Consider the following 8,315-nt stretch of genomic DNA (forward strand, 5'->3'; position numbering starts at 1 on the left):
CCAACGCCAGCCCGAGCCGCCAGGGCAGCATCGGGCTGGAGCTGCCCCGCGAAAGCGCCGGCACCTATGCCTACACCTGGAACCTGGGCGCGCTGAGCCTGCAGCCCGGCGACCGCCTCGAATACTACGTGGAAGCCTGGGACAACGACGGCGTGCACGGCCCCAAAGCCACGCGCACGCGGCCGGCCGAGTTTCGCCTGCCCAGCCGGCGCGAATTGCGCCAGGAGATGCAGGCCCAAGCGCAATCCGTCGCCAGCCAAATGAGCCAGGCCGCCAAGCAGAGCGAGAAGCTGGAACGCGAGCTGGCCAAAACCCAGGACAAGCTGAAAACCAAGCGCGACCTGAGCTTCCAAGACCGCAAGCAGCTGGAAAACATGCTGGACCAGAAAAACCAGCTGAACCAGCAGATGGAGCAGATGCAGAAGATGTTCGAGCAGCTGCAGCAGAAGCAGGACCAGGCCAGCCCCAAAAGTGAGGAGCTGGCCAAGAAGGCCGAGGAGCTGAAAAAGCTGATGAACGACCTACTCGACCCGGAAACCAAGAAGCTGTACGAGAAGCTGCGCAAGCTGCTGGAAGAGCAGAAGCAGCCCGACGCCGAGATGCAAAAGCTGCTGCAGCAGCTCGAAAACAAGGAAGACACCTTGCAAAAGGAGCTCGACCGCGCCCTCGAAATGTTCAAGCAGATGCAGCTGGAACAGAAGGCCGAAGAAACCGCCAACAAGCTGGAGGAGCTGGCCAAGCAGGAAGACAAGCTGGCCGAAAAAACCGCCCAGAACGACAAGGACAACCCCGACAACAAGCTCTCGAACCAGGAGCAAAAAGCCAAGCAGGAGCAGCTGAAGCAGGAGCAGGCCCAGAACCAGCAGGAGTTTGAAGACCTGAAAAAGGAACTGCAGGAGCTGAAGCAGATGGACAAGGAGCTCGGCGACCAGAATGGCATGGACGAGCAGAAGCCCGACCAGGAGCAGACCGACCAGGACATGCAGGAAAGCCAGCAGAGCCTGAGCAAAAACCAGAACAAAAAAGCCGCCGGCCAGCAGAAAAGCGCCGCCTCGCGCATGAAGAAGATGGCGCAGAAAATGCGCGACCAGATGAGCGAGGAGGAGAGCGACCAGGCCCAGCAGAATATCGACGACCTGCGCGACATCCTGGACAACCTACTCACGCTCAGCTTCGACCAGGAACAGCTGATGAAGGACTTTCGCAAGGTGGACCAGAGCGACCCGCGCTTCGTGCAGCTGGGCCAGACGCAGCGCAAGCTGCGCGACGACGCCAAAATCATTCAGGATTCGCTGTACGCGCTGGCCAAGAAGGAGCCCAAGATTCAGAGCTTCGTGACCCGCGAAGTGGGCGAGATGAACGGCCGCATGGACGAGTCGCTCACCCATATTCAGCAGCGCGACCTGAGCCGCGCCACCGCCACCGAGCAGCAGGCCATGACCAGCATGAACAATCTGGCCCTGATGCTCCAAAGCTCCCTCAACCAGATGCAGCAGGAAGCCCAGTCGGGCAAAGGCCAGCCGCAGAGCGGGCAGGGCAAGCCCGGCAAGAAAAAAGGCAAGGGCAAAGGCCAGGGCCCCGGCGGCAAGCCCGGTCCCGGCAATATGGGCAAGATGCAGCAACAGCTCAACGAGCAGATTCAGCAGCTGTCGAAGTCGGGCAAGTCGGGCCGCGAGATGTCGCAGGAGTTGGCCAAGCTGGCCGGCCAGCAGCAGATGCTACGCCAGGCCATGCAGCAGCTCGACAAGTTGCAACAGGGCCAGGGCAAGCCCGGCGGCTCGCAGGGCCAGGGCGGCGGCCAGCCCGGCCAGGGGCAGGGTAAGGACGGCAAAGAGGGCAAGGAAGGTGGCGACCCCACCGGCAAAGACGGCAAAGGCAAGGGTGACCAGGGCGGCGGCGGCACCGGCGACATCAAAAAAATGATGGAGCAAACCGAAACCGACCTCGTAAACAAGCGTCTCACTGAGGAGACCATCCTACGCCAGCAGCAGATTCTGACGCGGCTGCTCGAAGTGGAAAAATCGGCCCGCGAGCGCGACCAGGATACCAAGCGCGAAGCGCAAGCTGCTCAGTATAAACCCCCGGTGTTTCCGCCCGCTTTCGACAAATACAAGCCCGGGAAGGAACGTCAGACCGAATTATTACGTAGTACCCCCCCGAACCTGACTCCGTACTACCAGCGCGAGGTGGGCGAGTATTTTCAAAAAATCAAATAATTCGTCGTCGCCTTCATCCACCGGGCGCGGCCTTCCGTTAATCAATTCATGCACTGCCAGAACCAGCCTCTGGGACCCTGCAGAAATTAATGCGGTGCTTTGCCGCTAAAAGACTATTTTTGCCGCCCCAAACTGGTAGCCGTTCTTCCCCTTAAACCGCCTTATGAAGCAGGTAAAAATTCAGATTCCGTCGCTCGTTGAGAATATCCGCGTCGTTGAAAGCTTCATCGATAACTCGAAGGATACCTTTCAGATTGAGGACGATATCTACGGCAACATCATGGTGGCCGTGACCGAAGCGGTGAATAACGCCATTCGCCACGGCAACAAATTCGACAAGGACAAGAACGTCTACCTGTCGCTCTACGTGGAGCCGCAGCAGCTCAAATTTGAGATTGAAGACGAAGGCACCGGTTTCAACTACGACAACCTGGACGACCCCACGGCGCCCGAAAACCTGGAGAACCCGGGTGGCCGCGGCATCTTCCTCATCCGCCACCTGGCCGATGAGGTGGAGTTCAGCAAGGAGGGCCGCTGCCTGCTGCTCACCTTCCAGCTCGCCCCCGCTCCGGCCGACGAGAACTCGCCTGCCGACCACATTGCCGCTTAATTCAGCCTCACTGGCTGCCTGATTCCGCATGAACAGCACCCCGCCGATGGGCCCGCCCCATCACGAAAATTTTCCGCCCGGCGAGCTGCACCACGAGGCCCCCGGCATCGAGTTCATGGTGGAAGACGCGCCCGATTTTGAGCTTTCCGACGCCGAAGGGCTGCTGGAGTGGATTGAGCGCGTGGCCAAGGTACACGAGCACCGCATTGTGCAGCTCACCTACATCTTCTGCTCCGACGACTACCTGCACCGCCTCAACGTCGAGTACCTCGACCACGACACGCTGACGGACGTCATCACCTTCGATAATTCTGATGACGCCGATATTCTGGAAGGCGACATCTTTATCAGCGTGGAGCGCGTGCGCGACAATGCCCGCGACCTTGGCATCCCGTTTCGCGATGAGCTGCACCGCGTTATGATTCACGGTGTGCTGCACTTGCTCGGCTATCAGGATAAGGACCTGCTGAGCCAAACGGCGATGCGCGCTAAGGAGGACTACTGTCTGGCGCTGCGCAGTTTTTAACTACCAAAAAGCCCCGGAAGCAGTGTGCTTCCGGGGCTTTTTGGTATCTGGAATTCTTAATTACTTGACGGTCATTTTGCAGCTGTCGCAGTTTCCTGACTTGCACATTTTGTAACCGAAGCCGGATTCTGCGGTGCAGCCAGCCCCACCGCTCAGGCAGTTGCAGCTAAAGTCACTGTCCGGCGCTTCCCGACTAGCAACGCCATTTGCTGAAGTAGCGTTTTCGCCCGCTACCACAAAGACATCCTGATAGGAAAGTAATTTGCTCGACTGCGGTCGGGCACTATTTTTTTTCGCCGTTTCCTCTTCTAAAAACTTCACTGGCACCGCATAATCTGTAATGAAACCGAATACATTGATGGCCACGTGCCGATAACGCTCCGGGTGCTGGACCACGTTTTCAGTAGGGTCGCTCACGCCATGCACCCGTCGGTTCAGGCTCATCAGGCTTTCCCGAATTGCCTGGTAGCGAAACAGGTTATCAGGCGCTTGCAGTTTGGTGCGTGCGAGTTCTTTGGCTTCCAGCCGGCTGCTAAGAAATTGGATGCCTGCGGCGGCGTTAATAAACCCGCCGCCTTCACTGGTAAAACCATTACTGGCTTTTCCGGTGCAAGCTTTGCCATCTTTGCATTGGGAGCAGGCAAACGAGCCCTGCACGTAAAAAACGTTGCACCCATCGCTACATTCCCCGGTACAAGTATAGCTTCCACCACCATCCAATCGGTTTAATGGGGTATCGTAGTCGCCGCCCTTGAGGTATTTAATGCCTTCAGGATAAACCAGCGTTACTCTTGAACCATGCGTATCTACTACCGTACGGGTGCCATCGGGCAGCGCGACACCTTCCATTTTGAAATTGTAGAGCACCTTGGGAATGGTGCTTTCCGTCACCTGATTGACAGGGTCGGGGGCATCAGCACGGTGGCAAGCGTAGAAAAAGCTTGCGACAAATAGCAGCAAGCAAAGCGGTAGAATACGTTTTTTTTTCATCGGTAGAATGTTATTTGGTGGAATTTGGAAGCATTTACCAAGCTAAGCTAAATATTTCGATTAATCATTTATCACCCATTGCCCTCCTACCAGTTGCTTCTCCGTCCCATTCTAGTGCCTGATTTACTTTACCTGGCTTAGCAACCGCCTTCCTTTATTTACGCCGTCATCCTATGGCTGCCTCTTCTTCTGCCGAGTTCCCCGTCATCCGGGGCGATGCGCTGGATTTTTACCTTGCCCAGGGCTACTACCGCATGCAGCAGGACCTGTTCACCTGCCAGTTTGTGCCCTTTGATGGCCGGCTTTACACCGCCCACTGGCTGCGCATCGACTTGCCGCGGGTGGAGTGGGGGCCCGAGCAGCGCCGCCTGCTGCGCCGCAATGCCCGCTTCAAGGCCACTATCCGGTCCTTTCGCCTCACCGAGGAATATGAGGAGTTATATGCCCGCTACCGCGCCGCCATCACCTTCGATGCCGCGCCCACCATCGAGGCGGTGCTGCTGGGCGGGGCCGCGCACAACGTCTTCAACACGCAGGTGATTGAGCTGCGCGACGAGGGCCGCCTCATTGCCGCCGGCATTCTCGATTTTGGCGAGCGCACGTTGGCCGGCATCCTCAATTTCTACGACCCGGCCTACCACCGGCACAGCCTCGGCAAGTACCTGCTGCTGCTGAAAACCGACTACGCCCGCCGCCTGCACCTCGACTACTACTACCCCGGCTACCTGGTGCACGGCTACCCGAAGTTCGACTACAAGCTATTCGCCTGCGCCGCGGCCACCGAGGCATTCGACAGCATTACGGGGCAGTGGCTGCCGTTTTCGTGGGAGGCCGTGCGGGCCAACTCGGCCGAGCTGTTTGCCGAGTGGCTGCCCAAGGATTTGCAGGGCATGCAGCCGGCGGAATAGCCGGAAACGTGAGGCGGGCGCGAATTGCGTAATTTTGTAGCTGTCAATGCGCGACAGATATTTTTTCGCGCAAGGTTTCGCCAAGTTGAAATCAAGTTTTGCAAAGCTTGGTTCTAGCTTTTATCGCCTTGGCGAGACTTACTTTTTAACCTCCGCGAAACCTCGCGCTCTATGTTTCAGCAAGAAGAATACGATGTCATTGTAGTGGGTGCGGGCCACGCCGGCTGCGAAGCCGCCGCCGCCGCCGCCAACCTCGGCTCAAAAGTGCTGCTGGTGACGATGAACATGAACACCATCGCCCAGATGTCGTGCAACCCCGCCATGGGCGGCGTGGCCAAGGGTCAGATTGTGCGCGAAATCGACGCGCTGGGCGGCCAGTCGGGCATCATCACCGACCAGACCATGATTCAGTTTCGGATGCTGAACCGCTCGAAAGGCCCCGCCATGTGGAGCCCGCGTGCGCAGAGCGACCGCATGCGCTTCGCCGAAGCCTGGCGCCTGACGCTGGAAGGCATCGCCAACGTGGATTTCTGGCAGGAAGCCGTGACCGGCATCGTGGTAGAAAACAACACGGCCGTGGGTGTAAAAACTGCTCTTGGCATCGAGTTTCGGGGCAAGTCGGTGGTACTCACCAACGGCACGTTCCTGAACGGCCTCATCCACATCGGCGAGAAGAATTTCGGTGGCGGCCGGGCGGCCGAGAAGGGCAGCCGCGGCATCACCGAGCAGTTGGTGGAGCTGGGCTTTGAAGCCGGGCGCATGAAAACCGGCACCCCGCCCCGCGTGGACGGCCGTAGCCTCGACTACTCCAAAATGGAAGCGCAGGGCGGCGACGAGGTGCCCAGCAAATTCTCCTACCTCGACACGCCGCGCCTGACGCAACAGCGTCCCTGCTACATCACCTACACCAACGAGCGGGTGCACGACATCCTGCGCGAGGGCTTTGAGAAGTCGCCCATGTTCCAGGGCCGCATCAAGGGCCTGGGGCCGCGCTACTGCCCGAGCGTGGAAGACAAAATCAACCGCTTCGCCGACAAGGACCGCCACCAGATTTTCGTGGAGCCCGAAGGCTGGAGCACCGTGGAATGCTACATCAACGGCTTTTCGAGCTCGCTGCCGGAGGACGTGCAGTATCGCGCCCTACGCGAAATCGCGGGCTTCGAGAACGCCAAGATGTTCCGGCCCGGCTACGCCATCGAGTACGACTTTTTCCCGCCCACGCAGCTCACGCTCACGCTCGAAACCAAGCTGATTGCCGGGCTATATTTCGCGGGCCAGATTAACGGCACCACGGGCTACGAGGAAGCTGCCTGCCAGGGCCTGATGGCCGGCATCAACGCGCACAACAAGGTGCACGGCAAAGCGCCGTTCGTGCTCAAAAGGAGCGAGGCTTACATCGGCGTGCTCATCGACGACCTCGTGAACAAGGGCACCGACGAACCCTACCGCATGTTCACGAGCCGCGCCGAGCACCGCATTCTGCTGCGCCAGGACAATGCCGACCTGCGCCTCACCCCGCTGGGCCACGAGTTGGGCCTAGCCTCCGATGAGCGCCTGGAGCGCGTGCGGATGAAGGAAGCCCAGACCGCCGAAATCGGCGTGCTATTCCAGAAATTCGCCATCGAGCCGGCCGAAATCAACCCGCTCATGGTGGAGTTGGGCTCGGCCGAAATCCACGAGAAAACCCGCGCCGTGAACCTGCTGCGCCGCCCCAACGTGGAGCTGGCCGACCTGCGCCGCGCCCTGCCCGCGCTCGATAAAGCCCTGGCTGCGTTTGATGCCGAGGCACTGGAGCAGGCCATCATCAACATCAAGTACGAAACGTATTTGCAGAAGGAGCAGCAGCAAGCCGAGCGCATGCAGGAGCTCGAAAACTTCGTGATTCAGGGCCGGCTCGACTACCGCGCCATGCCCGCTCTCTCGCACGAGGCCCGCGAAAAGCTGCTGCGCATTCAGCCCGAAACCATCGGGCAGGCTTCGCGCATCAGCGGCATCTCCCCGGCCGACGTGTCGGTGCTGATGGTGTACCTTGGGCGTTAAATGTTGAATTTTGAGGGTTGAATGTTGAGTTGGTGGCTGGCTTGGCTGGCAAATCACTCAGCATTCAACCCTTAAAACTTAGAATTTCCTCGTGTCGTACGAACGTTTAGATAATTGCCCGGTTTGCGGGAAAACCGACTTTAAGAACAAGCTGGTGGTGGAAGACCGCACGGTAAGCCACGAGAGCTTCGCCATTGTGCAGTGCGCCGCGTGCAGCTTCCAGTTCACCAACCCGCGGCCTAGCGAGGCCGAAATCGGCAAGTACTACGAGTCGGACGCCTACGTATCGCACAACAGCGCGGCCCAGGGCTTCGTGAACCAGGCCTATAAGGTGGCGCGGTTTTTCACCATGCGCCGCAAGGTGAGCCTGCTGAACAAGCTGGCCCCGCGCCGCGGCAAGCTGCTCGACTACGGCTGCGGCACGGGCCATTTCCTGGCCGCCGCCAAGTCGGCCGGCTGGCAGGTGGCCGGCCTCGAGCCCAACGCCCGCGCCCGGGAGGAAGCCAGCCAGCGCCTCGGCCAGCCCATCGGGCAGGAGAGCCTCACGCAGTTTCAGCCCGCCACTTTCGATGCGATTACGCTGTGGCACGTGCTGGAACACGTGCACACCCTGAATGAAACGCTGGCCCAGCTGGTGGCGCTGCTCAAGCCCGATGGCGTTATGCTCATTGCCGTGCCCAACGTGGAAAGCCTCGACGCCCAGCATTACCGCGAGCTGTGGGCCGCCTACGACGTGCCGCGCCACCTCTACCATTTCGCGCCCAAAACCATGGCCCAGCTGCTCAAAAAGCACAAGCTGGCCATCCGCCAGACGCTGCCCATGCCGCTCGATGCCTACTACGTGAGCATGCTCAGCGAGAAGCACCGCAACGAGCGCGCCGGCGGGCTGCTTACGGTGCTGAAGGCCGGCTACAAGTCGAACCAGTACGCCGAGCAGCACGAGGGGCAATATTCGAGCCTGCTCTACGTGGCCGGGCGGCGTACCCCGGCGGCCTGATGCGGCGGGCGGCACCGTGGCGCCTGCT

6 protein-coding genes and 1 pseudogene are annotated in these 8,315 nt (G+C 59.6%); 6 read left to right on the plus strand and 1 reads right to left on the minus strand.

Annotation, left to right across the window (positions count from 1 at the left end; translation table 11 throughout):
* The 3 genes and pseudogenes from ACYVDE_RS09440 to ybeY all read left to right on the plus strand — a co-directional run.
* Window positions 1-2,216 (plus strand): annotated as a pseudogene (locus ACYVDE_RS09440) (DUF4175 family protein); the annotation flags it as partial.
* 163 nt (window positions 2,217-2,379) lie between these two features.
* The gene (locus ACYVDE_RS09445) at window positions 2,380-2,826 is read left to right on the plus strand and encodes an ATP-binding protein (RefSeq protein ID WP_460501244.1); all 447 of its coding nucleotides are present in this window, start codon (window positions 2,380-2,382) and stop codon (window positions 2,824-2,826) included.
* Between the two features lie 28 nt (window positions 2,827-2,854).
* A complete protein-coding gene (ybeY, locus tag ACYVDE_RS09450; RefSeq protein ID WP_460501245.1) occupies window positions 2,855-3,352 on the plus strand; it encodes an rRNA maturation RNase YbeY in 498 nt (165 codons plus the stop codon).
* Window positions 3,353-3,412: 60 nt separating this feature from the next.
* On the opposite strand, the gene ACYVDE_RS09455 is transcribed toward ybeY, so the two are convergent.
* Window positions 3,413-4,342: a hypothetical protein gene (locus ACYVDE_RS09455; protein ID WP_460501246.1), complete on the minus strand. Its 930-nt coding sequence runs from the start codon at window positions 4,340-4,342 to the stop codon at window positions 3,413-3,415.
* 173 nt (window positions 4,343-4,515) lie between these two features.
* Between ACYVDE_RS09455 and ACYVDE_RS09460 the strand changes: the two genes are divergently transcribed.
* From ACYVDE_RS09460 to ACYVDE_RS09470, 3 genes are all read left to right on the plus strand, one after another.
* Window positions 4,516-5,250, plus strand: a complete 735-nt coding sequence (locus ACYVDE_RS09460) for a GNAT family N-acetyltransferase (RefSeq protein ID WP_460501247.1) — start codon at window positions 4,516-4,518, stop codon at window positions 5,248-5,250.
* A gap of 171 nt (window positions 5,251-5,421) precedes the next feature.
* On the plus strand, window positions 5,422-7,290 hold the full coding sequence (gene mnmG / locus ACYVDE_RS09465) for a tRNA uridine-5-carboxymethylaminomethyl modification enzyme MnmG/GidA (protein ID WP_460501248.1): 1,869 nt from the start codon (window positions 5,422-5,424) through the stop codon (window positions 7,288-7,290).
* 91 nt (window positions 7,291-7,381) lie between these two features.
* Window positions 7,382-8,287: a class I SAM-dependent methyltransferase gene (locus ACYVDE_RS09470; RefSeq protein WP_460501249.1), complete on the plus strand. Its 906-nt coding sequence runs from the start codon at window positions 7,382-7,384 to the stop codon at window positions 8,285-8,287.
* Window positions 8,288-8,315: the final 28 nt, after the last annotated feature.

This window comes from Hymenobacter agri (assembly GCF_054778495.1).